The sequence below is a fragment of the Comamonas avium genome (genome assembly GCF_014836675.1).
GTDB lineage: Bacteria > Pseudomonadota > Gammaproteobacteria > Burkholderiales > Burkholderiaceae_C > Comamonas > Comamonas avium.
The window spans coordinates 227,811-253,316 of record NZ_JACSQK010000005.1 but is presented as its reverse complement, the minus strand read 5'-3'; the positions used below and the strand labels follow the sequence as shown (position 1 = coordinate 253,316).

General features: G+C 59.6%; 21 protein-coding genes. 10 read left to right on the top strand and 11 right to left on the bottom strand.

The window, feature by feature from the left end; genetic code table 11:
* Nucleotides 1–45: 45 nt before the first annotated feature.
* On the bottom strand, nucleotides 46–1,035 hold the full coding sequence (gene ispH, locus H9646_RS11430; protein ID WP_225214143.1) for a 4-hydroxy-3-methylbut-2-enyl diphosphate reductase: 990 nt from the start codon (nucleotides 1,033–1,035) through the stop codon (nucleotides 46–48).
* Between the two features lie 4 nt (nucleotides 1,036–1,039).
* Nucleotides 1,040–1,516, bottom strand: a complete 477-nt coding sequence (locus H9646_RS11425) for an FKBP-type peptidyl-prolyl cis-trans isomerase (protein WP_191723490.1) — start codon at nucleotides 1,514–1,516, stop codon at nucleotides 1,040–1,042.
* Nucleotides 1,517–1,606: 90 nt separating this feature from the next.
* Between H9646_RS11425 and radC the strand changes: the two genes are divergently transcribed.
* The 3 genes from radC to H9646_RS11410 all read left to right on the top strand — a co-directional run bounded on the left by radC (nucleotide 1,607) and on the right by H9646_RS11410 (nucleotide 4,183).
* On the top strand, nucleotides 1,607–2,281 hold the full coding sequence (radC, locus tag H9646_RS11420) for a RadC family protein (RefSeq protein ID WP_191723489.1): 675 nt from the start codon (nucleotides 1,607–1,609) through the stop codon (nucleotides 2,279–2,281).
* Nucleotides 2,278–2,940: a Smr/MutS family protein gene (locus H9646_RS11415; protein WP_191723488.1), complete on the top strand. Its 663-nt coding sequence runs from the start codon at nucleotides 2,278–2,280 to the stop codon at nucleotides 2,938–2,940. Before radC ends, H9646_RS11415 begins: the two co-directional genes overlap by 4 nt.
* A gap of 247 nt (nucleotides 2,941–3,187) precedes the next feature.
* On the top strand, nucleotides 3,188–4,183 hold the full coding sequence (locus tag H9646_RS11410; RefSeq protein ID WP_191723487.1) for a Bug family tripartite tricarboxylate transporter substrate binding protein: 996 nt from the start codon (nucleotides 3,188–3,190) through the stop codon (nucleotides 4,181–4,183).
* A gap of 158 nt (nucleotides 4,184–4,341) precedes the next feature.
* Here the strand turns inward: H9646_RS11410 and H9646_RS11405 are convergent, their stop codons facing one another.
* From H9646_RS11405 to H9646_RS11385, 5 genes are all read right to left on the bottom strand, one after another.
* Nucleotides 4,342–4,653, bottom strand: a complete 312-nt coding sequence (locus tag H9646_RS11405; RefSeq protein ID WP_191723486.1) for a DUF4148 domain-containing protein — start codon at nucleotides 4,651–4,653, stop codon at nucleotides 4,342–4,344.
* Between the two features lie 132 nt (nucleotides 4,654–4,785).
* Nucleotides 4,786–5,490: a Crp/Fnr family transcriptional regulator gene (locus H9646_RS11400; protein ID WP_191723485.1), complete on the bottom strand. Its 705-nt coding sequence runs from the start codon at nucleotides 5,488–5,490 to the stop codon at nucleotides 4,786–4,788.
* A gap of 4 nt (nucleotides 5,491–5,494) precedes the next feature.
* The gene (locus tag H9646_RS11395; RefSeq protein ID WP_191723484.1) at nucleotides 5,495–6,496 is read right to left on the bottom strand and encodes a M48 family metalloprotease; all 1,002 of its coding nucleotides are present in this window, start codon (nucleotides 6,494–6,496) and stop codon (nucleotides 5,495–5,497) included.
* A gap of 15 nt (nucleotides 6,497–6,511) precedes the next feature.
* Nucleotides 6,512–7,105, bottom strand: coding sequence for a LemA family protein (locus tag H9646_RS11390; RefSeq protein WP_191723483.1), 594 nt, complete (start codon nucleotides 7,103–7,105; stop codon nucleotides 6,512–6,514).
* A 48-nt stretch (nucleotides 7,106–7,153) separates the two neighbouring features.
* Nucleotides 7,154–7,558 (bottom strand): group II truncated hemoglobin, encoded by a 405-nt coding sequence (locus H9646_RS11385; RefSeq protein WP_191723482.1) that lies wholly within the window; start codon nucleotides 7,556–7,558, stop codon nucleotides 7,154–7,156.
* A gap of 311 nt (nucleotides 7,559–7,869) precedes the next feature.
* Here H9646_RS11385 and H9646_RS11380 point away from each other — a divergent pair, with 311 nt between their 5' ends.
* Nucleotides 7,870–8,691, top strand: coding sequence for an SDR family oxidoreductase (locus tag H9646_RS11380; protein ID WP_191723481.1), 822 nt, complete (start codon nucleotides 7,870–7,872; stop codon nucleotides 8,689–8,691).
* Nucleotides 8,692–8,899: 208 nt separating this feature from the next.
* Here the strand turns inward: H9646_RS11380 and H9646_RS11375 are convergent, their stop codons facing one another.
* Nucleotides 8,900–9,271 carry a TraR/DksA family transcriptional regulator gene (locus H9646_RS11375; protein ID WP_225214142.1) on the bottom strand — a complete coding sequence of 124 codons (372 nt, stop codon included), beginning with the start codon at nucleotides 9,269–9,271 and terminating at the stop codon, nucleotides 8,900–8,902.
* A gap of 175 nt (nucleotides 9,272–9,446) precedes the next feature.
* On the bottom strand, nucleotides 9,447–11,969 hold the full coding sequence (locus H9646_RS11370) for an ABC transporter permease (RefSeq protein WP_191723480.1): 2,523 nt from the start codon (nucleotides 11,967–11,969) through the stop codon (nucleotides 9,447–9,449).
* Between the two features lie 644 nt (nucleotides 11,970–12,613).
* On the opposite strand from H9646_RS11370, the gene H9646_RS11365 reads away from it, so the two are divergent.
* The 3 genes from H9646_RS11365 to lldD all read left to right on the top strand — a co-directional run bounded on the left by H9646_RS11365 (nucleotide 12,614) and on the right by lldD (nucleotide 16,399).
* Nucleotides 12,614–14,431, top strand: a complete 1,818-nt coding sequence (locus tag H9646_RS11365) for an L-lactate permease (RefSeq protein WP_191723479.1) — start codon at nucleotides 12,614–12,616, stop codon at nucleotides 14,429–14,431.
* A 70-nt stretch (nucleotides 14,432–14,501) separates the two neighbouring features.
* On the top strand, nucleotides 14,502–15,263 hold the full coding sequence (lldR, locus tag H9646_RS11360) for a transcriptional regulator LldR (protein WP_191723478.1): 762 nt from the start codon (nucleotides 14,502–14,504) through the stop codon (nucleotides 15,261–15,263).
* Nucleotides 15,260–16,399 carry an FMN-dependent L-lactate dehydrogenase LldD gene (gene lldD, locus H9646_RS11355; protein WP_191723477.1) on the top strand — a complete coding sequence of 380 codons (1,140 nt, stop codon included), beginning with the start codon at nucleotides 15,260–15,262 and terminating at the stop codon, nucleotides 16,397–16,399. Before lldR ends, lldD begins: the two co-directional genes overlap by 4 nt.
* Before the next feature lie 281 nt (nucleotides 16,400–16,680).
* On the opposite strand, the gene H9646_RS11350 is transcribed toward lldD, so the two are convergent.
* Nucleotides 16,681–19,116, bottom strand: a complete 2,436-nt coding sequence (locus H9646_RS11350; protein WP_191723682.1) for a penicillin-binding protein 1A — start codon at nucleotides 19,114–19,116, stop codon at nucleotides 16,681–16,683.
* 245 nt (nucleotides 19,117–19,361) lie between these two features.
* Nucleotides 19,362–20,456 carry an iron-sulfur cluster carrier protein ApbC gene (gene apbC, locus H9646_RS11345; RefSeq protein ID WP_191723476.1) on the bottom strand — a complete coding sequence of 365 codons (1,095 nt, stop codon included), beginning with the start codon at nucleotides 20,454–20,456 and terminating at the stop codon, nucleotides 19,362–19,364.
* 140 nt (nucleotides 20,457–20,596) lie between these two features.
* Between apbC and H9646_RS11340 the strand changes: the two genes are divergently transcribed.
* The 3 genes from H9646_RS11340 to metG all read left to right on the top strand — a co-directional run bounded on the left by H9646_RS11340 (nucleotide 20,597) and on the right by metG (nucleotide 25,358).
* Nucleotides 20,597–21,184 (top strand): restriction endonuclease, encoded by a 588-nt coding sequence (locus H9646_RS11340; protein ID WP_191723475.1) that lies wholly within the window; start codon nucleotides 20,597–20,599, stop codon nucleotides 21,182–21,184.
* 223 nt (nucleotides 21,185–21,407) lie between these two features.
* Nucleotides 21,408–23,177 carry a diguanylate cyclase domain-containing protein gene (locus H9646_RS11335; protein ID WP_191723474.1) on the top strand — a complete coding sequence of 590 codons (1,770 nt, stop codon included), beginning with the start codon at nucleotides 21,408–21,410 and terminating at the stop codon, nucleotides 23,175–23,177.
* A 111-nt stretch (nucleotides 23,178–23,288) separates the two neighbouring features.
* Nucleotides 23,289–25,358: a methionine--tRNA ligase gene (gene metG / locus H9646_RS11330; protein WP_191723473.1), complete on the top strand. Its 2,070-nt coding sequence runs from the start codon at nucleotides 23,289–23,291 to the stop codon at nucleotides 25,356–25,358.
* Nucleotides 25,359–25,506: the final 148 nt, after the last annotated feature.

The following is a 25,506-nucleotide window of genomic DNA, read 5'->3' as shown; positions in this document are numbered from 1 at the left end:
TTCGCAATGCTCGGCAAGGTGCTGGCGTGGGTTCACGCCAAGACTTTAAGCGCCAGTTTCAGGTGCTTTGCGCACCTCAATCTCCAGCCCTGTGACCGGATCGATCATCTTCAGCCCCTTGGGCAGCGGAAACTTCATGGTTTCTTCCACGCCGTCCATCTTGCGCACTGAGACAGCGCCCAGTTCTTTGATGCGGGCAATCACGCCGTTGACCAGCACTTCAGGGGCCGAAGCACCGGCCGTCAAGCCCACGCGGCCTGCGGTATCAAACCACTGTGGCTGCAGTTCATCGGCGTTGTCCACCATGTAAGCGGGTGTGCCCAGGCGGTCTGCCAGCTCACGCAGGCGGTTGCTGTTGGAGCTGGTGGGGCTGCCCACCACAATCACCACATCGACCTGCGGGGCCAAAATTTTGACCGCATCCTGCCGGTTTTGCGTGGCGTAGCAAATGTCTTGCTGCTTGGGCTCGCGCACCAGCGGAAAGCGCGCCTTGATGGCCGCCTTGATGCCTGCGGCATCGTCCACGCTGAGCGTGGTCTGCGTGACCACGGCCAGCAACTCGGTTTGCCTGGGGGCCACCTTGGCCACGTCGCCCTCGTCTTCCACCAGGTGGATGCCTTCGGACAGCTGGCCCATCGTGCCTTCCACCTCTGGGTGGCCCTTGTGACCGATCATGAGGAACTCATAGCCCTCTTTGGCCAGCTTGGCCACTTCCACGTGCACCTTGGTCACCAGCGGGCAGGTGGCGTCAAAAATGGTAAAGCCACGGGCCTTGGCCTCGTCCTGCACTGCCCTGCTCACGCCGTGGGCGCTGAACACCAAGGTGGCGCCTGCGGGCACATCATCGAGTTCTTCAATAAAGATGGCACCCTTTTCCTTGAGGTCGTTGACCACAAAGGTGTTGTGGACGATTTCATGGCGCACATAGATGGGGCGGCCAAACTTTTGCAGGGCACGCTCCACAATCTCGATGGCGCGGTCCACGCCCGCGCAAAAGCCACGGGGCTCGGCCAGCAAGACTTCTTTGGCGTCCATCACCTCAAAGTACTCCGATGATTTGCACTTCGAACGTCACCGGCTGGCCTGCCAGCGGGTGGCTGAAGTCAAACAGCACTGCGCCGTCTTCGCGCACCTGCACCACCGAGCCTGCGTAGCTGCCCAGCCCGTCCGGGGTGGGGAACTGCACCACATCGCCCGCCTGGTACTGCTCATGCGGGTCGCCCAGCTCATTCATCAGCTTGCGGGCCACCCATTGCTGCATTTCGGGGTTGCGGTCACCGAAGGCTGCGCCTGCGGGCAGCTCCAGGGTGGTGCGCGTGCCTTCTGGCAAGCCGATCAGCAGCTCTTCAATGGCGGGCGACAACTCACCCGTGCCCAGCGACAAAGTGCCGGGCTTTTCATTGAAAGTGTTGATCACATCACCTGCAGGTCCCGCCAGGCGGTAATGCAGCGTCAGGAAAGAGCCCGCTTGTACGGTGGGCACAGAAGTCGTGGTCGAAGGCGCGCAATTGGTCATGGAAGTCCCGATAAACTGACCCTATTGTAGAAAACTGGGTATGCCCCCGCGCCCTTGGCGTCTGTTTATCCCACTATCAGCATGAGGAGCATGTCTTTGAAAGATCTGCCAGCCGATACCCGCCCCCGTGAAAAGCTGCAGGCACGCGGTGCTGGCGCACTGTCTGATGCCGAGTTGCTGGCTATTTTGCTGCGCACAGGTCTGGCTGGCTGCAGCGTCTTGCAGATGGCACAAACCACGCTGGAACGCTTTGATGGCCTTGCTGGCCTGCTGAACGCCAGCGGCCCGGATCTGGCCCGCATCAAGGGGCTCGGCCCTGCCAAGCGTGCGGAAATACTGGCAGTGATGGAATTGGCCAAACGTGCCACGGCGCAGCAATTGCGTGAGCGTGAAGTGCTGGGCAGCCCTGAGACTGTGAAACACTACCTGCAGTTGCAGCTGGGGCACCGCCCACATGAAATTTTTGCTGTGCTGTTTCTCGACAGCCAGAACCGTTTGATTGCCATGGAAGAAATGTTTAGGGGCACGCTGAGCCAAACCTCGGTCTACCCCAGAGAAGTTGCGCTGCGCGCGCTGCACCACCATGCGGCCAGCGTCATCCTCACGCACAACCACCCCAGCGGCAGTGTGCTGCCCAGCGCCGCCGACAAGGCTCTGACTGCCAGCCTGAAAAGTGCGCTGGGCCTGCTGGATGTGCGGGTGATCGATCACATCATCGTCGCCCAGGGGGCCAGCTATTCCATGGCCGAAGAAGGATGGGCATGAACCAGGCCTTTCGCCACCATGGCCTGCACACGCTGGGCAGCATTTCCAAAGAGCTCAAGCAACAGCGCGAACGTCAAGAGGCCCAGGAGAAAATTTGCCAAGAAACGGCCGCCAAGGCCGAGCGCGAGCGCAACCTGTTCACGCACTTTGTCGGCTCAGTCACCCCACTGCCGCATGCCGACCGTTTTGAATTTCAGCAGCAGCCCCCCACCCCACGGCCCTTGCAGCACGAGCTGGATGAGCAGCGGGTACTGCATGAGGCCATGAGCGATGAGTTCGACGTCAGCACTTTGCTGGATGTGGACGATCAGCTGAGTTTTCGCCGCACCGGCATTGGGCTGGATGTCACGCGCAAACTGCGCAGCGGGCAGTGGAGCATTCAGCGCCAGCTGGACTTGCACGGCCTGCGCTCTGACGAGGCACGCGAGGCGCTGGGGCAGTTCATCCGTCTGGCGCACCGCACGGGCCTGCGCTGCGTGCGCGTGGTTCATGGCAAGGGGCTGGGCTCTCCCGGCAAGACACCGGTACTGAAGGCCAAAGTACAGCGCTGGCTGGTACAAAAAAAAGAAGTGCTGGCTTTTGTTCAGGCCCGCCCGGCAGAAGGCGGCGCGGGCGCTCTGGTTGTGCTGCTGCAGCCGGGCAAGCGCAAGCTCTACTAGATCGACTAGATCGACTAGATCGACTAGCTCACTTTGAGCGAAAAGCCCCCTTGACATGGCCAGCCCACGCTCAGAGGTGATTGTTGGCGCGCCACGCCCACGCCCGCCTAAGTAACCGCTAGTATTTGCCTTCCAAACTTGGCATGAAACTCAGCCACATTGCCGCAAAATAATTGACCAGAGCATGGCCTTTGTTTGGCTGCCGCAATCATTTCAAAGTAGCCCACGTACTTGTGAACCAGGAAAAATGACCGCACAACCATTCGAGATGACACGCCGCAGGGCCGGTATGGCAATCGGTGCACTGGCCCTGGGTGCCATGCACAGCGTGCGTGCACAGCCACACTGGCCTGCCAAGGCTGTGCGCATCATCAACCCTTTCCCCGTCGGGGGCGGCCCCGATGGCACATCCCGCATCCTGGCCGAGAAGCTGGCCAGAATCTGGAGCCAGCCCGTGGTGGTTGAAAACCGCCCCGGAGGCAACGGCTTCATCGCCATCGACGCATTCAAACGCGGTGCGACTGACGGCACCGACCTGATCCAGCTAGACAACGTACACATCGCGGCCTACCCTGCCCTGTTCAAGAAATTGCCTTACAGCGTGGCCCAGGACTTTCACATCGTCTTGCCCCTGTTTCGGACTTTTTTCTTTGTGTGCGTGGCCAATGACAGCCCCTACCAGACGGTCTCCGACCTGATTGCTGACGCCAAAGCCCGCCCCGGCCAGTTGAACTACGGCTCCTGGTCTGTGGGCAATGCTGTGCATCTGGGTTCTGCGTTGCTGGAGTCGCTGACAGGCACCCGGATGGAGCACATTATTTTCAAGGAGACCAGCCAGCTGTACGCCAGCGTTGCCAATGGTGATCTGGCCTTTGCGCTGGGCTCTTCAGGCACGGCTGGCCCGATGGCGCGTGCAGGCAAACTGCGTTTTCTGGCTGTGATGGCCCCCCACCGCCTCAAAGGCTATGAAAGCGTGCCGACCATTGCTGAATCTGGTGGCCCCGCCGAGGCCATCGCTACGGGCTGGAATGCGCTGGCCGTATCCCCCCAAACGCCAGCCGACGTGGTGGCCAAAATTCGCAGCGACGTTACCCAAGCCCTGCATGAGCCAGACATTCAGCCCAAGTACCAGACTTTTGGTTATGAAAGCTACTTTCCCGAAGAGGCTGAGTTCCGGCAATTCATCGCGCAGGAAAGCAAGCGTTTTGGCGATGTCATTCGACGCGCTAATCTGAGCCTGTAAAAAGCACACGGACATAAAAAAAGGAGCAAGCACTGTGAAGTGCTTACTCCCTATACATGCAGCTTTTATCGTCCTCAGCAGCCGAAAGGCTGTGCATCCTGAATCCAAGAAGAGCAGCACATGACGCCCTGCAAGGCTGTGCTTTTAAGTGTTATAGATCAGTTTGTCTTGACGATGGACTGCTCCATCGGCTGGGTAGCCGTGTGATCTTGTGCCACTGCGGTATCACCTGACTGTTGCTGGTGCATTTGCAGGTAACGCTGGTACTCCGGGCTTTGCGCACTTTCACTGTAGCCGGAAGGATGGGCCACAAAACTCATGCCCGCTGCATGCCATTGCTGGAGATCAGCGAGCACCTGCTCGCGGGTCAAACCTTGCGAGGCACGGTCTGGGGACACAGGGCTTTCTGCATGAACCACGCTGGCCATACCAAGCGCCAGTGCTGCCAATGAAAAAAGACGGTAACGCATAACAACTCCTTGACTTTCCAGTAGATGTCGCCCTCGTGGCGACTCTGCAGGTCTGTAGTGTTGCGAAAGTCCTGTGCTGCGTCTGTGCGTTTTCTCACGCTGATTTTGTAACACTGTCAGACAGTCAAGCCGCTACAGCTCCACCAGCGCCATCAAGCCATCTACGTTGCACAACCTGAGGCTGCGTCCCTGGCGCTGCAGCAAACCCAGCCGCACCAGGCGAGACATCTCGCGTGCCACTTCTTCGCGACTTGCCCCCAGATAGGCAGCCAGGCTGGCCTGTGTGGGGCTGGGAGACAGCAACACCTGGTTGTGCTCCACACCCTGGCGCTGTGCCAGCGAAAGCAAGCGCATGTGCAGGCGATTGCGCACATTGAGCATGCCAATCTCCACCACCCGCCCCATCAGCCGCCAAAGCAGATTACTCACCGTCTGCAAGATGGCCAGCACAATGCTTCTGTCCAGCGCAAGCCAGTCTTGTGTATCTTGTCCATCGAGCAAGGCCATCAAGCCTGACTGGGTGACATGTGCAGAAAACGCCAGCGGTGGCACATGGCTGTAGATGGCATTACCAAACAGCTGCCCCTGCGGCAAATCGCCCAGCAACAGCTCTTTGCCTTGCGGGTTGGTGCAGCGCACTTCTATTGCACCGGTCACCAGAAAGTTGATACGCCCGCCCTTGAAAGGCTGCTCCAGCACATCCCCAGCAGTCAAGACCTGCCACCGGACGTGCTCGGCCAGCCATATCAGGTGCTGCCTATCGACACCTGCCAGATCCGGAATGGTTCGAAAGGCTTGCCAGGCGCGTGGCACAGGCTCAGAGCTGTTGGCAGACATATGGTTAAGGATTTTCAGTCAATGGCAGGCCTCGCATCGGCCTGCCATAAATACGGGCCACACGCGCTTGCAGCGGTGGGTGGGCATCGAGCCAGTGCTCCAGCTTGCTGCTGTCTGGCGTCTCTGCCAGCAGCATGTGCTGTACCAAGGGGTGGTTCAGCCCCGTATGGCTGCGGTGGTCTGCGCGCCAGCCACCGCGAAAGGCCTCCGCTTCTTTGCGCTGCGTAAGTACTTTGCGCAGCACACCGCCCAATGCATCACGGCTGCGGGTCCATTGCACAGCACGGGCGTCTGCCAGATATTCACGCTGGCGTGACACGCTGGCCTTGAGCAAGCGCCCACTGAGCCAGCCCACCAGGCCCGCCAGCATGATGGCAGAGCCAAACCACCAGCCCAGAACTCCACGCTCACGTACGGAGCCGCCAAAGTTGTAAACCAGCTCCAGCCCGCTGACCATGCCAGCCAGTTGCATGTTCAAGCGCGTGTCACCTTCTTTCAAGTGCGACAGCTCATGCGCCACCAGCCCCTGCATTTCATGGCGCGACAGGTAATCCAAAGCACCTTGTGTCACGGCAATGACGGCATCGTCTTGCGACCAGCCTGCTGCAAATGCATTGATGGCATCTGCGCGGGCCAGCACCACCACCTGTGGTGGCCGCATCTGCGCGGCGATACACATCTCCTGCACGATGTTGCACAGCTGCTGCTCCGCCATGCAGCTATCGGGCCGCGCATCACGCGCACCAATGCGCTGCGCCAGTTTTTGCCCGCCCTGGCTCAGCTCCTCATGGGTAAGCCACCAGCCGCCCGCAATCAGCAGCAGCGTCACGCCCACGTTGACGGCCACAAAACCCTTGGGGTAATCAATGTGCGCAAACAGCAGCAGCCACGCCAGCGTCAGGCCACCGTGCACCGCCGTCAGTGAAGCCAGAACGCACAGCCCAAAAAGCAGCAGCAGCCAGCGTGTGGTGCGCCGCGCATCGGCCTGCCAATCCCAAAACCGCATGACAGTGTTACCTGCTTAAAAGCGCACCTGCGGTACTGTGCGCTCTTGCTCGCTGGTGGTGGCCTGCAGCATGGACAGATGCTTGAAGCCCAGCAGGCGCGCCCAGATCAGGTCAGGAAACTGGCTGGCTTTGTTGTTGAACTCCATGACCTCGTCGTTATAAGCCTGGCGGGCAAAGCCAATCCGGTTTTCTGTGCTGGCAATTTCTTCACTCAGGCTTTGCATCTGGGCATCGGCCTTGAGTTCTGGGTAGGCCTCGGTCACCACCATCAGCCGCCCCAGACTGCTGCCCAGCGCCTGCTCAGCCACGGCCAGATCACTCAGGGCATTGCCGCTGCCCGCATGCCCGCGCAAGGTATCGGCGGCGGACACCGCACGGCTGCGGGCACGGGTCACTGCCTCCAGCGTGGCAGCTTCATGCTGCATGTAGCCACGAGCGACTTCCACAAGATTGGGAATCAGCTCATAGCGGCGCTTGAGCTGAACGTCGATTTGCGACCACGCGTTTTCCACTCGGTTGCCCAGCAGGCGCAAGCGGTTATAGACAGCCACGGCCCACAGGGCAATGACTATGAATAACGCCAGAATAATGAATGCTGCAGTGCCCATCTGTCTGCCCTCTTATGGATGTATGGAGACAGATATTAGCGGTTACTGTCACACACCTTTATTGCGCATCCAGTCTGCAGTCTGCATGAAACTGCCTTTCAGGCGCGTGCGCAGCGCCTCTGGTACTTCGGTTTCAGCCATGGCCTGATCCATGCATGCCACCCACTGATCGCGCTCCAAGATACCAATCGAAAACGGCATGTGGCGCATGCGCAGGCGCGGGTGGCCAAAGCGCTCGACGTAATGGTCTGGGCCGCCAAGCCAGCCGCACAGAAACCAGAACAGTTTCTGACGGGCATCGTCCAGCGTACTGCCATGCGAGGCGCGCAGCTCGGCGTAGCCGGGCTCCAGATCCATCAGGTCATAAAAACGGTCAACCAGACGGCGCACGGGTTCTTCCCCACCGATCCATTCAAACGGCGTGTCGTGAGGGGCTTTTTCTTCAATCTGCATGGCACATGAACTCTGAAAGCAGTCAGCCCGCCGAGCTTGGCAGGCTGCAATGGGGCAAGTGTGCCAGCAGCGGCAAGGCAGCCGCCGCGATGGGGTTAAGCGCAGCAATGCCACACGGGTGAAAACTGATGCATCTGTGGGCAGCAAGAGCGAGTCAGTGAGCGCACTTCAGCACCTGCGCGCGCATGCCCGCCCCTGCCTGATCTCCAAGCTGCTATGGGCAGGCCCTTCACTGTGGCTGATGAATGGCTCAGGTAGACTGTTTTTTTCACTCCCCGCAAGGCCAAAGAATGTACGGCGCAGCTTCAGACATGCACAAAAAACTAACGTCTCAAGTGGCGATCGTCACCGGCGCGGCACAAGGCATCGGGGAGGCCATTGCACGCATGCTGGCGGACAACGGTTGCTTCGTTTACGTGACAGACATTCAGCATGAACTGGGCAGCGCCGTTGCACACTCAATAGGAAGCCAGGCGTGTTATGCGCCACTGGATGTGCGCCAGGAAGACGATTGGCTGCGCGTCACCAGCCAGGTCCTCCAGGAGCGCGGCAGGCTTGACGTGGTCGTCAATAACGCGGGCATTACCGGGTTTGAAGAAGGTGCCGTGCCGCACGACCCCGAACATGCAAGCTTGCAGGACTGGCATGCCGTGCACCGCACCAACCTGGACGGGGTGTTTCTTGGCTGCAAGTACGCGATACGCGCCATGCGGCCTCAGAAAACAGGCTCCGTCATCAATATCTCTTCCCGCTCAGGGCTGGTAGGCATTCCTGGTGCGGCGGCATACGCCTCATCCAAAGCTGCGGTGCGCAACCACACCAAGACCGTGGCGCTTTACTGTGCCGAGCAGGGTCTCAAAATTCGGTGCAACTCCATTCATCCTGCGGCCATTCTTACGCCCATCTGGGAGCCCATGCTGGGCAACGATGAGCACCGGCAAGAGCGAATGGCTGCGCTGGTGCAAGACACACCGCTTCGCCGGTTCGGGATGCCTCAGGAGGTGGCCTGCGTGGCGTTGCTGCTGGCGTCCAGCGATGCCACTTACATCACCGGCAGCGAGTTCAATATTGACGGTGGCTTGCTGGCGGGCTCCGCTGCCACACCTGCCGTTGTGGATGACAGTGGCAGCTAAGCCCAGTCCAGTCAGAAGGCTGGCCCCCATGGCAGCCATCGATCCAACGCAGCCAGCGCCACCGCGCCACTCTTTGGTGTGCCTTGAAGACGTGGCGCAAAGCCGCAAGCCATCCAGCGCAGTGCAGTGCAGTGCAAGGCTGTACCGGCCTGCGACAAGGCCAGCAGCGGCGTGTATCAAGGGCAGTGTTGCAGGCCAAGGCCAAGGCCTAGGCCTTGGCTTCGGCCTGCGTCTGGCACGCAATACAGCGCATGGCGGCAGGGTTGGCTTTCAGGCGCTCCACCGCAATGGCTTTGCCGCAGTTCACACACTCACCGTAGCTGCCATCTGCAATGCGCTGCAGCGCTGCGCGCACAGCCTGCAGCTCTTGCTGATCGCGCAGCAGCTCTGCATGGCGCACCTCGCGGTCAGAGACCTCGTGGGTCTGGTTGGCATCGGGCTCGCGCGGCAGGTCCTCGGCATCTTGCGCCTGCTGCTCTTGCTCGATCTGGGCAGCCTCCAGCTCGCGGCGCAATTGCTGTTCACGCGCTTGCAGGCTCTCGCGCAAGGCCTGGATGGGGGTGTTTTTCTGTGTGCTCATAGGCCCAGCATGCGCTTGCCGCAGCGCCATGGCAATGGGAACTGTGCGCATAACCCCGTCATCCAGCGCAGGATGGGCGAATTCAAAAAACAAGAGCTATCAGCGCTTTACCTGCAACGTTTTCAGATATAAAACTATCTGAAAACAAGCACACATAAGCCTTGACAGCTCTCTTTTATTCTGCCGCTGCGCGCAAGCTGTGCATCACGGGGCGCTGCAAGACTTCGCGCAAGCCCCACCAGCCGGCCATCAGCGCCAGCAGTGCCCCGGCCAGCGCACCGGCCACCGGCACCCACCAGGCAGCAGTCCAGGTAAATTCAAATACCCAGCGCGCCAGCGCCCAGCCCACCAGCATGGCCACCACGCTGGCCAGAAAGCCCGCCAGCAACCCCACCCCCGCCAGCTCAGCGCGCTGCACCTGGCGCAGCAAGCGGCTTTGCGCCCCCATGGCGCGCATCAGGGCGTACTCACGGGCGCGCTCTTCGCGCGTGGCCGTCACGGCGGCAAACAGCACCACCAGCCCGGCGGCCAGTGTGAAGGCAAACAAAAACTCCACAGCGCGGATGACCTGATTGAGCACACGCTGCACCTGGGCGATGGTGCTGTCCATGTCCACATTGGTCACATTCGGAAACTGGCGCAGCAACGCATTGTCAAACCCGGCCTGCCGGGGCGCACGGTATGCAGCCATATAGGTAGACGGCACGTCAGGCAGATCCGCCACGGGAAAGATGATGAAGAAGTTGGCCCGCATGCTGCCCCAGTCGACCTTGCGCAAACTGGTCAGCCGCGCGCTGTGGCGCGCGCCGCCAATGTCAAACACCAGCGTGTCACCCAGCTTGAGGTTCAGGGTTTTGGCAATGCCCTCTTCCACGCTGGCACCATCGGCCTCGCCCGGCAGCCATTGGCCGGCAACGATGGTATTTTTTTCTGGCATTTGCTCGGCGTGCGACAGGTTGAACTCGCGCTCTACCATGCGCTGGGCGCGGTCATCTGCATAGCTGTCAGGGCTGACGGTCTGCCCGTTCACCTCAATCAGACGCCCCCGAATCATGGGATACCAGTCGTACTGGCTCACGCCTGCCGCCCGCAAGTTGGACTGAAACGCCTCGGACTGGTCGGGCATGATGTTGATGACAAAGCGGTTGGCCGCATCAGGCGGCGTGGCCTGGCGCCAGCTGCTGACCAAATCGGTGCGCAGCAGTACCAGCAGCACCAGAGCCAGCAGGCCTACCGCCAGACTGCTGACCTGGATCACCGCATAACCCGGGCGTGCCGCCAGCTGGCGGGTAGCCAGAATCAGCCAGCGCGGGGCCGTGTTTTCTTTGACCAGCCTGCGCAGCAGTTGCACTGCCAGCCATGCCAGGCCTGCAAACAGCAGCGTGGCCACAGTAAAGCCGCCCACGGCAATCCCCCCCAAAGTGGCATCGCGGCTTACCGCCATCAGCAAGGCGGCAAAACCCAGCACGCCAACCACCAGCACACCAGCCGACATGGGCTTGAGCGCTCCCACATCACGGCGCAGCACGCGCAGTGGCGGCACCTGTGCCAGTTGCAGCACAGGCGGCAGGCCAAAGGCAAACAGCAACGTCAAGCCCATGCCCACGCCAAAGCCCACTGGCCACCAGTTGGCCGCTGGCAGCCCTTCAGCCACCAAACCGGACAGCAGCCACACAAAGCCGTGGTGCACCCCCCAGCCCAGCGCCACGCCCAGCAGGCTGGACAGCAGGCCCACCACCGCAAACTCAAATACATAGGCCAGTGCAATGCTGCGCTGGGGCAGCCCCAGCACGCGCAGCATGGCGGCGGTATCCAGATGGCGCTGGGCAAACGCACGGGCGGCCAAAGCCACGGCCACCGCAGACAACAGCGCAGCCAGCAGCGCCACCAGACTCAAGAATTTCTCGCCACGCTCCAGCGTACGGCGCATCTCGGGGCTGCCGCTTTCCAGCGACTCGACACGCCGCCCGCCCCGGCCGTGGTCGCCCACCTGCTCTTTGGCCCATGCTTCGTAACGTGCTAAAGCGGGCGCGCTCTCGCCGGCCACAGCCAGGCGCCAGGTAATACGACTGGCTGGCTGCACCAGCCCCGTGGCCTGCAGGTCTTGTGCATTGATCATCACGCGCGGGGCAAAGCTCATGAAGCCCGCGCCGCGGTCAGGCTCGGCCGTCAGCAACTGGCTGATGCGCAAGCGGGCATCGCCCAGCAGCAAGTCGTCGCCCACCTGCAGCTCCAGGCCTGCCAGCAACGTGGCGTCTACCCACGCCTGTCCGGCGGCGGGAATGGTGTTGGTGGCGGCATCGGGCTGACTCTGCCCGTCCGCCACACGCAAACTGCCGCGCAGCGGGTAGCCGTCTTCCACCGCCTTGAGCGCAATCAAGCGGGCATTGCCGCCACGCTCGTCGGTGGCACGCCCCATTGAGGGGAAAACCAAGGTGGTCACATGGCGCAAGCCCTCTTGCTGCGCCCGCTGCACAAAGCTTTGCAACTGCCCGTCCTGGCTGGCGATGACCACATCGCCCCCGAGCAACTGGCGTGCGTCCCGCTCCAGACCTGCCTCAAGGCGGTTGGCAAAAAACGCCACCGATGTCAGCGCTGCCACCGCCAGGGTCACGGCCACCCACAGCAAGCGCAGCTCGCCTGCACGCGCATCGCGCCACAGCGTGCGCCATCCCAGTTGCAAAAAGCTCATTGTCATAGCACGCACCTTACCGCAAGGGCCAGCCCTGAGACCGCAGCGGGCTTTCCCGCGCATTGGGCTTGGGGCTTGGGGCTTGGGGCTTGGGGCTTGGGGCTTGGGGCTTGGGGCTTGGGGCTTGGGGCTTGGGAAAGCAGTATCTGTGGTGGCAACGGCTGTATGGGCCTGTGGGTTCGCTCTTTTTTTGCAGCCAGCACCCGCCAGGTGCGCGCCTATTTCGCTGGCATCTGGCGTTCAAAAAGTACCCAAGACTTGTTCTCCCTTAAACGGGGGCGGCCTCACCCACAACGCACAAAGGCAAGCAGCGTTGCAGTTGCCAGCCAAGCCTGCCTGCGCACTTGGCTGCGGCCTATCTGGTATCAGATCACTGAAGACAGGCACCAGAGCCTGGTGCAATTTTCAAAGTTGACGAGCTTGATCTGCGTTAAAAATTCAGACTAGGCAATCAAATTGGTCTTACCAATTTTCTTTAAAACACCAAGGGAAAACCATCTACGTCTCTAAGGACCGCAGTTTTTAAAATTCCGCATCCATCCGATATCAGATATTGGTAATACCAATACACAAGACACAGATTTGCCATGCGCCGGCTCAAAGCTGCCAGGCCATGCCAGACCTCTGTCAGTTTTTAGGAGACAACAGGCATGAACTTTGGACATACGCTTTTAGCCCTCGCACCTATTGCGGTGGTTTTTCTTTTAATGGTGGTTTTAGGGCGATCAGCCAAGCTCTCCATGAGTTCTGCCTACATCGTTACGGCCCTGTTAGCGCTGTTTGTCTGGCAAGCACCAGGAGCAATGATCGCGGCAGCCACCATCAATGGCGTGGTCACCGCCATCACCTTGCTGTTCATCGTCTTTGGAGCTGTGCTGCTACTGAACACGCTGAAAGAAAGCGGTGCACTGCTGGCGATTCGCCAAGGTTTCATGGATATTTCGCCCGATCGCCGCGTGCAGGTCATCATCGTGGCGTGGTTGTTCGGCTCTCTGATTGAAGGCTCCTCGGGCTTTGGCACGCCTTCGGCTGTGGGTGCTCCGCTGCTGCTGGCACTGGGCTTTCCCGCTATGGCTGCGGTGATGGCTGTGCTGGTGATCCAGTCGACTCCCGTGTCTTTTGGCGCGGTGGGTACCCCCATCCTGGTGGGTGTGCGTTCGGGCATTGATAACAAGGCGGATGTAGCACAGTTGCTCACCCCGATGCAGCCCATGGACTACCTGCTGCAAATCGTTGATAACGTGGCGTTGATTCACGCGCTGGTCGGTGTCGTTATTCCGCTGCTGCTGTGCGGCATGCTCACCCGCTTCTTTGGCTCCAATCAGTCTTTCACCGAAGGCTTGAAGGCTTGGAAGTTTGCGCTGTTCGCTGGTGTGGCTTTTACCCTGCCCTACTACCTGATCGCTCGCGTACTTGGCCCTGAATTTCCGTCCATGGTGGGCGCGCTGGTCGGCCTGGTCATTGTGATCAGCGCCGCGAAAAAAGGCTTTCTGGTTCCCAAACAAAGCTTTGATTTCCCTCCTCGCTCAGACTGGGACAAAAAGTGGATGGGTACAGTCTCCAGCGATTCAGGAGACGAAGCTGCCAGCACACCCAAGTTCTCAGTGCTGCGCGCCTTCTCTCCCTACGTACTGGTTGTGGCACTGCTGATCCTCACCCGCACCGTGGCACCGCTGAAGGCCTTCCTGACCGGCCCCTTGACAACGCTGAAGATCCCAGCTTTGTTTGGCACCAGTATTTCTCCATCCGCGCAGTTCCTGTACTCGCCTGGATTCATCCTGCTGCTGGCATCGCTGGCCTGTATCTTCATCTTCCGCATGAAGCAAGGCCAGTATGGCCGCGCCGTAAAGTCTTCAGCCCACACTATGGTGGAAGCGGCTCCGGCACTGCTGCTGGCCGTACCTATGGTGCAGGTGTTCATTAACTCGGCTTCTGCTGATGGCTCGATGCTGAGCATGCCTCTGGTACTGGCCCAAGGCGCTGCCGCCGTCGCTGGCAGTGCCTGGCCTAATGTCTCGCCTTGGGTCGGCAGTCTGGGCGCTTTCATTGCTGGCTCCAACACCGTCAGCAACATGATGTTCTCCTACTTCCAGTTCTCCACCGCTCAGCAAATTGGTTTGAATATTGACCAGTCCGCCATCGTGGTGGCATTGCAGGCCGTTGGAGGAGCAGCCGGCAACATGATCTGCGTACACAACGTTGTGGCTGCTGGCGCTGTTGTAGGCATGATGAACCGTGAAGGTGAAGTCATTCGCAAGACATTGCTTCCTATGGCCTACTACTGCATTCAAGCGGGCTTGATCGGCCAGGCACTCATCACCGGCAATATGCTGTGGTGGGCCGCAGCGCTGGTGTGGCTGGTTCTGGTGCTGTTCGGTTTTTCGGCAGCCAAGGGCACGCCATTGAAAGCATCCAAAGACAAGCCACAGGTACCAACCTCTGGCGAGTCGCTGGCGGCAGCCCGCTAAACCCGTACCGCGACTCTCTTGAGCTGGCAAAGAGATCGTCGCGGCACCACCCGTGCTGTGAACCAAAGCTATGCGCCTTTCTGACCAACTAGCCGAGCAACTTTATGTGCTCGTGCAGCAAAGACAACTGCAGCCCGGCCAGCGCCTGCCGGCTGAGCGGCAGTTGGCCGAAGAGCTGGGCGTCTCGCGCGCCGCACTGCGCGAAGCCATTCAAAGACTCTCGAGCCGCGGTATTTTGGAAAGTCGCGTGGGCTCCGGCACCTTTGTGTGCGCACACGCTCCCCTGTGGAGCGACCAGGCCATCTCTCCCCTGGTACCCCTGATGCGCGATGACCCCCAGTACCGCTATGACGTACTGGAAGCGCGCCAAATTCTAGAAACTGGCACCGCTTGGCTGGCGGCCCAACGCGCCACAGACAAAGACCGCGATCGCATTCGTAGCTGCTTTGACGAGATGCTGAATCACCAGAACATCCACGACGCAGACAACGCCGCTCGTGCTGATACCCAGTTTCATCTGGCAATTGCCGAAGCCTCTCACAACATAGTGGTGGTGCAAGCGATGCGTAGCCTGTTTGAAATGGTGCTCAATACCGTGGCCCAAAACCGTCGCGAGATGTTTGTACACAAAGACCCCAAGGTACTGGCAAGGCTGACACAGCAACACCACGACCTGATGCAAGCCATAGTTTGCGGCGAGCCCGAGCAGGCAAAAGCCGTGATTGGTGAGCATTTGGCCTTCGTCCACGAAAAACTGCTCGAGGCCGATGCCGACGATGCCCGCCTTCAGCGACTCGGACGTTTTTCATCTGCACAGATGACTTTTTCATGATCATTTCATCCACCACCGACTACCGTGCGGCCGCTCAAAAGCGGCTACCACCTTTTCTGTTTCACTACATCGACGGCGGTGCTTACGCCGAAAAAACACTGGCACACAATGTCAGCGACCTCTCAGAGGTTGCCCTGCGCCAGCGCGTGCTCAAGGACATGAGCCAGCTTGATACCAGCATTGAGTTATTTGGAGAAAAGCTCTCTATGCCTGTGGCGCTGGCTCCCGTGGGACTGACAGGCATGTTTGCCCGGCGTGGCGAAGTGCAGGCTGCCATGGCCGCGGACAAAAAGGGAATTCCCTTCACCATGTCCAGTGTCTCGGTCTGTGCAATCGAAGAAGTCGCACCCAGAATCCAGCGCCCCATGTGGTTTCAGCTGTATGTCCTGAAGGATCGCGGCTTCTTGAAAAATGCGCTGGAACGCGCTCAGGCGGCGGGTGTCACCACCTTGGTGTTCACCGTTGACATGCCCGTGCCAGGTGCCCGTTACCGCGATGCACACTCTGGCATGAGTGGCCCCAACGCCGCCATGCGCCGCTATCTGCAATCCATGACCCACCCACACTGGGCGATGGACGTGGGCCTGATGGGGCGCCCGCATACGCTGGGCAACATATCAACCTATATGGGCAAGAACGTCAGTCTGGAAGACTACATGGGTTATCTGGGTGCGAATTTCGATCCATCGATCTCGTGGCGCGATCTGGAGTGGATTCGCGACTTCTGGAAGGGTCCGATGGTCATCAAGGGCATTCTTGATCCCGAAGATGCCAAGGACGCCGTTCGTTTTGGTGCCGACGGCATCATCGTCTCCAACCACGGTGGCCGCCAGCTTGATGGCGTGCTTTCTTCGGCACGTGCTTTGCCTGCCATCGCCGATGCAGTCAAAGGCCAAATCAAAATTCTGGCGGACTCAGGCATTCGCAATGGATTGGACATTGTGCGCATGCTGGCCCTGGGAGCCGATTGCACCATGATTGGCCGTGCTTTTATCTATGCACTGGCGGCACAAGGCGGCGCAGGCGTGAGCCATCTGCTCGATCTACTGGAAAAAGAAATGCGCGTGGCCATGACACTGACCAGTGTGAAAAGCGTGTCCGAAATCACCGGCAATCTGCTGGTGCAATCTCGTTGAAGCCTTCGGCCATTGCGCAACATGTCGGCCAGAGCCGTGCAGGTACGCTCTGCTGACTTCGCTAGCACCTAAAAATTCTACCCACAGGGGCCTCTGAATGAAGCAGCTTCAGACGTGGCTGTGACCATCACGCCTTGGCATCTGATAAATAACCCAGCAACACAGACACCGTACTTTTAAGAGCTGAAGCTGTTACTCCCAGCAGAGCTGACGTCTTTTTTAATGCGTCATCTTTATTACGCCTCCAATGCAGCACCGCTGCAAAAGGGCTATGCCCATGCTTACGGCTTGTTCAAAGGTCTGCCCAGAACAGCGGGGGGCGTTGCTTCGTAGTCTGTGCTGGAGGCTGGCTCTGCGGCAGGCCCTGACCATTGATTCATCCACACATCCAGCTCATCGGCTGGTGGCACAGGCTCTGGCGCACTGGGTGCTGGCAGCGCAGGTGTGGACTCTTCAATCACCTCTTGCGCCGGCTCTGCAGGGTGCACAGGCACTGGCTCAGGCTGGGGCAGCGCAGCAGGCACAGTTTTGCGTGCAGGCTGGCTCGCTGTGGGCTGGATGTCATCCCCCCACCATGCAGTGAGCCGATGGCGCACGCCTTCTTTCAGATTGGCCCACCACTGCGAAGACTCTGGCTCGGTAAACCGTACATGGCGGTCAATGTCTTTGCTGCGCAGCGCCCGCGATGTGAAGTCACCCACCATGGGCAAGGCACTGCGCGCACCCTGGCCCCAGTAATCGCTGCGCAGGGTAATGCGCGCGTCGTTAAACCCGGCCCATGCGCCTGCCACCAATTGCGGGTGCATCAAGATGAACCAGCCATCGGCGTTGTTTTGCGTGGTGCCCGTTTTGCCCGCCACATCGTCTTTGATGCCCCAGCGCCGCCGGATATCTCGAGCCGTGCCTTTGTCCACCACGCCGCGCAGCATGTCGATCAAGGCGTAGCTGTCTTGCAGATCCATCGCCTTTTGCGCGGCATGCGGTGCAAACTGTGCCAGCAGCTTGCCATTGCGATCTTCGATGCGCGTGACGATCAGCGGAGAGCGGTATTGCCCACCACGTACCAGACTGCCGTAGGCATTGGTCATGTCCAGCAAAGTCACAGGGCTGGCCCCCAAGGCCAGCGCGGGAACAGCATCCAGGTGGCTGCTGCGCACCCCGAGGTTGCGTGCCAGCTTGGCCACGGCGGCTGGCCCTACCTCCTGCACCAGCTGCGCTGTGATGGTGTTCTTGGAATACGCCAGCGCATCACGCAACGTCATGCGCTTGCCCGAAGGTGCTCCCGCATCGCTGGGCCGCCACACTTCACCGCCGGCCAGTTTGATTTCAACCGCTGTATCTACGCGCTCGTCATCGGGCGACAGTCCATCCTGCAGCGCAGCGCCATATACAAAGGGTTTGAAGGTAGAACCCGGCTGTCTGCGTGCCTGCTGCACATGGTCATAGGCATCGACTGCAAAGTCCCGGCTACCCACCCAGGCACGAACACTGGCGGTATCGGGGTCCATGGCCACAAAGCCGGCCTCAATCCGTGTCTTGTCCTGGCGCAGTTGCTGCATGAAAGCTTTGTCTTTGAGCAGCGCCTGCAAGGCGTCAGGGGCGCTTTGCCCTTTCTCGCGCAATGCCGCAAAGGTGCTCGACTCCCGCACCATGCTCTGCACCAGCGGGTTGTCGTTGCGCCAGCCATCGCTTTTGCTCCAGTTGGTGTTGGCAATCGATTGCAAAGCCTTGGTGTGGTTGCGCACCGCCTGCGTCGCCATGGACTGCATGCGTGCATCCAGCGTGGTGTGCACCACCAGACCGTCTGCGTAGATGTTGTACCCCTCGCTGTCGGCCCAGTCGATCAGCCACTTGCGCACCTGCTGTGCAAAGTGCGGCGCCATGCCCGAAGGGGCCTCCTGGCGCTCAAAATTCAGCCGCAGCGGCTGCTTTTTAAGACGCAAGAAATCGGCCTGCGACAGTACCTCGCGCTTGGCCATCTGTGACAGCACGGTGTTGCGCCGCTCTACCGCACGTTCGGGATTGCGCACGGGGTTGTAATAGCTGGTGCCCTTGAGCATGCCCACCAGCGTGGCCGCCTCAATCACCGAAAGTTTGGCTGCCGACTTGTCAAAGTAAGTGCGGGCCGCCATTTCAATACCCCAGGCGTTGTAGAGAAAGGGAACCGTGTTGAGATAGGTTTCCAAGATCTCATCTTTGCTGTACAGCGCTTCAATCTTGAACGCCGTAACGGCTTCCTTGAGCTTGCGGTTCAAGCTGGCCGAGCGGCCAATTTCTTCCGGGTACAGGTTGCGCGCCAGTTGCTGCGTGAGTGTGGAGCCACCTTGCAGGTCACCCTGCAGAGAATAAAAAATCGAAGATGCGGTGCGCCGCAGGTCCATGCCAAAGTGGTCATAGAAGCGGTGGTCTTCGGTGGCAATCAAGGCATCGATCACGGCAGGCGCAACCTGCCCCAGCGTGACCCATTGACGGTTGCTGCGCTTGAAAATGGCCAGCTCCTTGCCGTCAGCCGTCAGCACTTGCGCAGGCTGCTCCAGCTTGGCTTTGCGGATGTCGCTGATGCTGGGCGTCAGCGGTATCAGCACCAGCACATACAAAAGCCCCAGCGCTGGCAGCGCCACCAGCCATTGCCAGCGCCACGTGCGCAAGCGCTGCCACAGTGGCTGTATACGCGCCCACAGTGCTTGGCTGCGCGGCGATTGCTGCACCACGCACATCACCCGCTGGTACAACGCCGCAGCCTGCTGCGTACAGCGCTTGCGCAGCTGGCGCAAAGCGCACAGAGAGAGGTGGTGCTTGGCACCAGTGGGGTTTTCAGGCTCTTGTTCTTGCACGATCAAAGGCAGCACCCGGGGCACCGCACAACGGAGAAGCCGCACAGCATGCCGTAAAAAAAGCGCCCCGGCTTGACCGGGGCGCTTTGCCTAAGTTTTCAGCAGGCCCAATCAGGGCACAGCCAGCATCAAGTGTTCTTGCTGATGGTGATGGTGGGGAATTTGGCAGAAAAGTCTTTGGCTTTTTGCGCAATCTTCACGGCCACGTCACGTGCCAGCTTTTTGTAGATGAGCGCGGCTTCGCTGTCTGGAGCAGCCACCACGGTGGGCTTGCCGCTGTCGGCTTGCTCGCGAATCTGCATGGACAGGGGCAAAGAGCCCAAGAAGTCCATGTTCCACTCTTCGGCCAGCTTCTTGCCGCCATCTTGGCCAAAAATGTGCTCCACATGGCCGCAGTTGCTGCAGACATGCATGGCCATGTTCTCGACCAGGCCCAAGATGGGCACGCCCACTTTTTCAAACATCTTGATGCCCTTGCGCGCATCCAGCAAAGCAATGTCTTGCGGCGTAGTGACAATGACCGACCCGGTCATGGGCACCTTCTGGCTCAGCGTCAGCTGAATGTCGCCCGTGCCTGGTGGCAAATCGATCACCAGGTAATCCAGATCTTTCCAGTTGGTCGAGCGCAGCATTTGCTCCAGTGCCTGCGTGGCCATAGGGCCGCGCCAGATCATGGCTTCATTGGGGTTGTTGAGCAGCAGGCCAATGGACATCAGCTGCACACCGTAGTTCTCCAGTGGCTCCATGGTCTTGCCATCGCTGCTCTCGGGCTTGCCTTGCACACCAAACATCATGGGCACGCTGGGGCCATAAATGTCGGCATCCAGCACGCCAACGCGGGCACCTTCAGCAGCCAGGGCCAGTGCCAGGTTGGCGGCGGTGGTGGATTTGCCCACACCACCCTTGCCCGATGCCACGGCAATGATGTTTTTCACGCCGGGCAGCAACTGCACACCACGCTGCACCGCATGCGACTGCACCTTGATGCTAATGTTGGCCGATACGTTTTCCACGCCGGGAAGGGTCTTTGCTGCGGCAATCAAAGCCTTGCGCAACTCAGGGATCAAGCTTTTTGCGGGGTAGCCCAATTCCACATCAAATGCCACGTCACCGCCGCTGATCTGCATATTGCGCACTGCGCGAGTGCTCACATAATCAGTGCCAGTGTGGGGATCGATAACGCTGGCTAGCGCGGCCAACAGGCCTTGTTCGGTGAGGGACATGTCGATTTGTACTTGTAGTGGGTGGGGTCTGAGAAAATGAGTCATCTAGTCTATCGAAGCCCTTCAACCCATGCCGGGAACGGGTTCTTGTCCATCTGGTGCTCCCGCACCTTTGCCTTCCTCTGAAAGATATACCCGCCATGAAATTTAAGATGGCCGAAAACTCCCTGTTCGCTATTTTGCTGCGATCGCGCTGGTGGATCAGTTTTGCCGTGGGCGCTGGCTGGGCCCTGCTGGCAGCGGCGCTGGTGCCACAGCCTTACAAAATCGTTGCGATTTTGGGGTCTCTGCCTTTTTGGGCGCTGGGCTTTGTGGCCTTTGTGCGCCAGTACGACAAGCCAACCCCTGCACAACAGCAAGCCCTGCTGGATATGGCCGCCCAAGATAACTGGAACGATTTCTCCAGCCACCTGGAGCGCGCCTGGAAAATCGAAGGCTACGAGGTTGCACGCAGCCCGGCCGCTGCCGCAGATTTTTTACTGACCCGCAACGGCAAGACCACCTTGGTGCAGGCCAAGCGCTGGAAGGCCGCCACCCACGGAGTCGAGCCTTTGCGCGCCTTGCACCAGGCCATGCAGGTACAAAAAGCCGATGAGTGCGCCTATGTCTGCATTGCCCCGTTACAGGACACTGCACAGCGTTTTGCCGATGAGCAGCACGTGGCCATCTTGCAAGGCTTAACTTTGGCCACCTTGCTGCAAAAGCCTTTGATGAAGCAGCCAGAGTAAGAGCAGTCCATCGCCACGATGGCGATCCATCCAAATTGAGAGCGGTTGGTGCATGTATTTATTTGGATTCAGATTAAATTCAGTCTGAACCCCAGTACTTGACTGCGCCTGTCGCTCTTTTTTCTGCGCATCACTTTGTTACAGGGCGTGCTATACATCGAAACAGACAGCGCTCCAAGACGCTCGCCTGCTACCGCCTCACCCCAATACCTCTTTATTGTCAATGCCCGCTGTTTCCCTGCAATTGCGCTCTCTCAAGCTGCGCCTCCTCCTGCCATATGCCGCACTGATCGTGGTGCTGACTGGCGTGATCGGTGGGCTGACCTACTTGGCGGGCGCACGCACGGTAACCAATCTCTCGGACAACATGCTCAAAGAGATGGCAGCGCGAATGCGGCAAAACATTCAGCACCACGTCAGCGGCTCGGCCGCCGTGCTGGAGGCTGCTTTCCCCAGCGGCATGGCTGCCCCGCAAGACATGCGCACCGACTGGCTGGCCCTGTGCAACCGGCTGTGGGCAGCCACTACGCTGCACCCGCGCACCAACAGCTATGTGTATTACGGAAATATCGCGGGCCAGGGTGTCGGCCTCAAGCGCCAGCCGGATGGCACTGCCGAGCTGCGCATTCGCGCGCAGGGCGACCAGCACCGCCGTTATTACAGCCTGTCAAGCATCGACAGCACCCAGCACTACCTGCGCACCGAACGCGCCATGTTTGACCCGCGCAACCGGCCGTGGTTTCAACTGGCCTCGCAGGTCGATCACCACACATGGACATCTGTCTACATCGACTTTGGCATCAAAGACCTGGTGCTCACGCGCGCGCGCCGTGTGCTCAATACCCACGGTGATTTCGAAGGCGTGGTAGCCACCGACGTTTCGCTCAGCGCCTTGAATGATGTGGTTGACGAGCTCGCCCGCAGTGTCAAAGGCCTGGCATTCGTTGTCGAATCCAGCGGAGAGCTGGTGGCCATCTCCGGCATGAAAAACGTGCGCTTCACCGATGCCGGGCGTATCGAGCGCCTGACCACCCAAACCGGTGGCAATGCACTGGCCAACAGCATTTACCAGCAAATTCAGAGCTATTTCAACGAACCTGTGCCTCAGACGGGCAACACTGACTATCTCTTCAATGTGCGCAGTCTGCAGCTGAAAAACCAGAACGATGAACCGGTGCACGTCGCGTTTGTACGCGTCACGGACCACGCCGGGCTGGACTGGATGGCCGCCGTAGCCGTGCCCCGCGCCACCATCTTGGCCGATGTATCGCGTCTGGTGGAGCTGGTGGTGGTGGTGGGCGTACTGTGCCTGCTCATCGCCCTGGTCATTGGCATGCGCCTGTTTGGCCGCATTGCAGACGACGTACGCAGCCTGTCCAATGCCGTCAAACGCGTGGGCCAAGGCGATATCGCCTCCTCGTTTGAAACCAACCGCAGTGATGAAGTGGGTGAGCTGGCACGCAACTTCAGCCACATGCGCCAGGAATTGTTCACTGACCGCGTGACCGGCGTCTCCAATCGCAGCGCGCTGCAGCATGTGCTCAACAGCTTGATCACACCGCCCAGCCCGAGTGCCACGGTTACACCGTTTGCGCTGCTGTTTCTGGACCTGAACCTGTTCAAGGCACTGAACGACCAATGGGGCCACGACAACGGCGACCGGGCGCTGGCCGAAGTGGCCCAGCGCCTGCGCCACCATGTGCGCACGGATGACCACGTTGCACGCCTTGGAGGCGATGAGTTTGTTGTGGTTCTGCGAGGTGTCGACAACATGGAAGTGGCCGAGACGACCAGCGCCAAGCTCGTCGACCTGATCAGTGCCCCACTGACCACACTGCAAGGCATTCCCGATGGTGTGGTGGTGCACCTGGGTGCCAGCATTGGTATTGCGCTGTACCCCCACGATGCCAAGGATGCGCAAAGTCTGCTCAAACGTGCCGATCAGCAGATGTATGCGAAAAAAGCATTGCGCCCCTCTGCCCATCAGCGCTAGAAGCTCGTAAAGACATAGCAATTTGGACAGCTTGCCCGCATTGGCTGCAAGCCGGGCCTAGGGCTTCTAGAATCGAAGGTTGCTTTTCATCGCCTACGAGAAGACCTCTTTATGTCCCAACGCAAGATTTTCGCTACCACCGCCCTGCCGTACGCCAACGGCAATTTCCACATCGGCCACATCATGGAATACATCCAGGCCGACACTTGGGTGCGTGCACAGCGAATGCAGGGCAATCAGGTGAACTTTGTGGGCGCAGACGATGCCCACGGCGCGCCCATCATGATTGCGGCGGAAAAGGCCGGCAAGACACCCCAGCAGTTTGTGGCCGACATTGCCGCAGGCCGCAAGCAATACCTGGATGGTTTCCATATTGCTTTCGACAACTGGAGCAACACCGACAGCCCGGAGAACCACGAGCTGTCCAAGCAGATCTACCGCGACCTCAAGGCCGCTGGCTTTATCGAAACGCGCACCATTGAACAGTTCTTCGACCCCGAAAAGAACATGTTCCTGCCCGACCGCTTCATCAAGGGCGAATGCCCACGTTGCCACGCCAAAGACCAGTACGGTGACAACTGCGAAGTCTGCAGCTCGGTCTACGCGCCCACCGACCTGATCAACCCGTTCTCGGCCCTGTCCGGTGCTACGCCAGTGATGAAGACGTCCGAGCACTTCTTCTTCAAGCTCTCCGACCCACGCGCTGTGGAGTTTCTGAACGAGTGGACCCAGGACGGCAAGCATGTGCAGCCCGAAGTGGCTGCCAAGATCAAGGAATGGTTTGGCGTGCGCACCAACCCCGATGGCTCCACCAGCGAAGGTCTGGACGACTGGGACATCTCGCGCGATGCGCCTTATTTCGGTATCGAAATTCCCGACGCACCGGGCAAGTACTTTTATGTGTGGCTGGACGCGCCCGTGGGCTACCTGGCATCGCTCAAAGAGCTGCTCAACAAGCGCGGCGAGGATTACGACGCCTACATGGCTGACCCTGATCTGGAGCAGTACCACTTCATCGGCAAAGACATCATCACTTTCCACACGCTGTTTTGGCCCGCCATGCTCAAGTTCAGCGGCCGCAAGACGCCCACCAAGATTTGCGTGCACGGCTTTTTGACCGTGAACAACGGCGAGAAGATGTCCAAAAGCCGCGGCACGGGCCTGGACCCGATGAAGTATCTGGCCCTGAACATGAATCCCGAGTGGCTGCGCTACTACCTGGGTGCCAAGCTCAACGGCAAGAACGAAGACATTGACTTCACCGCCGAAGACTTCATGCTGCGCGTCAACTCCGACCTGATCGGCAAGTACGTGAACATTGCCTCGCGCGCTGCGGGCTTTATCGCCAAGCGCTTTGAGGGCAAGCTGGGTGCCGTCTCGCAAGACGGCCAAGCCTTGCTGACACAGCTGCGTGAAGCCAAGGCCGGCATCGTCACTGCGTACGAAAACCGTGACTCTGCCCGCGCCGCCCGCGACATCATGACGCTGTGCGACCGCGTCAACAGCTATGTGGACGCCAACAAGCCCTGGGAGCTGGCCAAGCAAGAAGGCATGGATGCCCGCCTGCAAGACGTGTGCACCACCTGTATTGAAGCCTTCCGTCTGCTGACGATTTACCTCAAGCCCATCCTTCCGGCAGTGGCCACACAGGTTCAAGCATTCCTGAATGTCTCGCCGCTGCAGTTTGCCGATGCAGACAGTCTGCTGGGCGCAGGCCACACCATTGGCAAGTACGAGCACCTGATGCAGCGCGTGGTGGTGGAACAGCTGGATGCGTTGTTTGAACCGCCGGCTGCCCCTGTGGTTGAAGCCGTGAAACCCGGTGGCGAAGAAATCGCACCCACCATCACGATCGACGACTTTGCCAAGATTGATCTGCGCATTGCCAAGATCGTGGAGTGCAAGGCGGTTGAAGGCTCTACCAAGCTGCTGCAACTGACGCTGGATGCAGGCGAAGGCAAGACGCGCAACGTGTTCAGCGGTATTGCCAGCATGTACAAGCCCGAGCAGCTGCAAGGCAAGCTGACCGTGCTGGTGGCCAACCTGGCCCCGCGCAAGATGAAATTTGGCATCTCTGAAGGCATGGTGCTGGCAGCCAGCCACGCGGATGAAAAGGCGGTGCCCGGCATCTATGTGCTGGAGCCCTTCCCCGGCGCCCAGCCCGGCATGCGCATCGGTTGATGCCCTGACACTTCCAGCCAAGCCTCTGCGGTTTATCTCTGCAGGGGCTTTTTTTATGGCTTGCCGCTTCCATCGCCAAGACCTGCGCAGCACTTTGGCAGCACCACTCATCCATAAAGCATCTTCATAAAAGATGCCAAGCATCTGT